Here is a 1,919-nt window from a genome sequence, read left to right on the forward strand (position 1 = left end):
GTAAGCGGTTAATTAACCCCACATACCAATAATACTCACGCTTTAATATAGTGCCTTTTTCACCGGAGGTACTATGAACCAAGAACAAAAGCGCGCCCATTGGGTATCAATTGTTGAACAACAAAAACAAAGCCAGCTATCCATTAAGCAATTCTGTACAGACAGCGGCATCAGTTATCAAACCTTCTACTATTGGTCTAAGCGGTTGCGCGTTCCTGACGCCATGCAAACCTTGCCCCCCATCATTGTCGATGAACATGAATATACGCAAGCTCTGTCGGTGAACATTACCTTTACCAACGGTATTCGCGCTGAATTTCCTGCTACGCTGAGCCAAGCTCAAATTAGACATTGGGTTGCTGCATTGCTATGACACCGACCGGTAATGTGTACCTAGTATCAGGTGTCACCGACATGCGAAAGTCGATTGATGGATTATCATTAATCGTCGCAGATACGCTTGAGATGGACCCCTTTAGCCAGGCTTGGTTTATCTTTTGTAATCGACACCGCGATAAACTTAAAATCTTATTCTGGGATACTAACGGATTTTGGCTTTACTATCGTCGCCTCGAAAAAGGGCATTTTAAGTGGCCAGTGCCTAAATGTGATGGCGCAGTTCATATCAGCAAGCAGCAATTACATTGGCTATTATCGGGATTAACCTTAGATAATCCTAAGGCGCATCGACCCATATTTGGACTTGAAGTGTGACGGTGAATGTTGATCGCAAATTTCTACTTGAACGATCATTTTTCGCTGTCACACTAAGGATATTAAAAACCTTTTAAGACCTGAGCCACCTTGACTGACCTACCTGATGACGTAGCACAACTCAAAGCCATGTTGCTGCAACTGCAAGCAAAAGAGCGTGCACAAGCAGAAGAAATTGCTGAGCTTAAAACGACAGTTCAGCTGCTGATTGAGCAACTCAACTTAAGTAAGTCCAAGCGCTTTTCATCACAAAGTGAAAAGGTCGCCAAGGGCACGTTTAACGAAGCTGAGCAGCAACATGCGTTGCCCAAAGTAAACAAGACCAAGGCTAAAACAGGCAGAAAACCTTTACCTGAAGCGCTTGAGCGTGAAGTTTATCAGCACGAACTCAGCGCCCCTTGTTGTGAATGTTGCCAAACACCCCTTCATGAATGCGGAAAAGAAGTTAGTGAAGAGCTAAAAATCATTCCACAGAAAGTCAGCGTTATCCGTCATGAGCGTACCAAATACACGTGTCGTCAATGTGAAAAAACACAAGTCAGCAATAAAGTTATTACCGCCCCTAAGCCTGCGAGTATGTTGCCTAAAAGCATGGGCAGTGCTGAAACGTTTGCGGCAATCGTCACGGCTAAATATGTTGATGCATTACCGCTCTATCGCCAGGTTGATATTTTAAATCGCTCCGGTATTGAAATCAGCAGAGGCACACTCGCAAATTGGTGTGTACAACTAGGTGATAAAGTCCAAATTATCATCGATGCAATGAAAGCCAAACTCCTGAATGAAAAGCTGATTTGTGCCGATGAAACAACGGTACAAGTCCTTCGAGAAGAAGACAGACAAGCCGAAACTAAGTCGTACATGTGGGTTTACCGCAGTGGTGAATTTGCAGAAAACCCTGCGGTTATTTATGACTATCAACCGAGTCGTGCTGCCGCCTGTGTAAAGGATTTCCTAACGGGATACTCAGGCTACCTCCTGACCGATGGCTACAGTGCTTACAATACGCTTGAGCAGGTCACTCAAGCCGCTTGTATGGCACATGCCAGACGTAAATTTACCGATGCACAAAAAGCAACGCCATCCAAAAAAGCAGGTAAACCCGAAAAAGCATTGAGTTATATTGCCAAACTTTACGGTATAGAAAAACAGGCAAAAAACTTAACCTCCCAAGCGCGTCAACAGCTGAGAAAGCAACAAGCCGA

At 44.3% G+C, this 1,919-nt stretch carries 3 protein-coding genes; all 3 read left to right on the plus strand.

Annotated features, from left to right (window positions below; all coding sequences use genetic code 11):
• The first annotated feature begins 73 nt into the window (after positions 1-73).
• On the plus strand, positions 74-373 hold the full coding sequence (gene tnpA / locus H5202_RS21565) for an IS66 family insertion sequence element accessory protein TnpA (protein ID WP_182773851.1): 300 nt from the start codon (positions 74-76) through the stop codon (positions 371-373).
• Complete coding sequence (gene tnpB, locus H5202_RS21570; RefSeq protein ID WP_182773852.1) at positions 370-714, plus strand: IS66 family insertion sequence element accessory protein TnpB; 345 nt, start codon at positions 370-372, stop codon at positions 712-714. Before tnpA ends, tnpB begins: the two co-directional genes overlap by 4 nt.
• 90 nt (positions 715-804) lie before the next feature.
• The coding region (tnpC, locus tag H5202_RS21575; protein WP_182773853.1) for an IS66 family transposase at positions 805-1,919 on the plus strand (1,115 nt) is incomplete at its 3' end.

This window comes from Shewanella sp. SG41-4, from assembly GCF_014164505.1.
GTDB lineage: Bacteria > Pseudomonadota > Gammaproteobacteria > Enterobacterales > Shewanellaceae > Shewanella.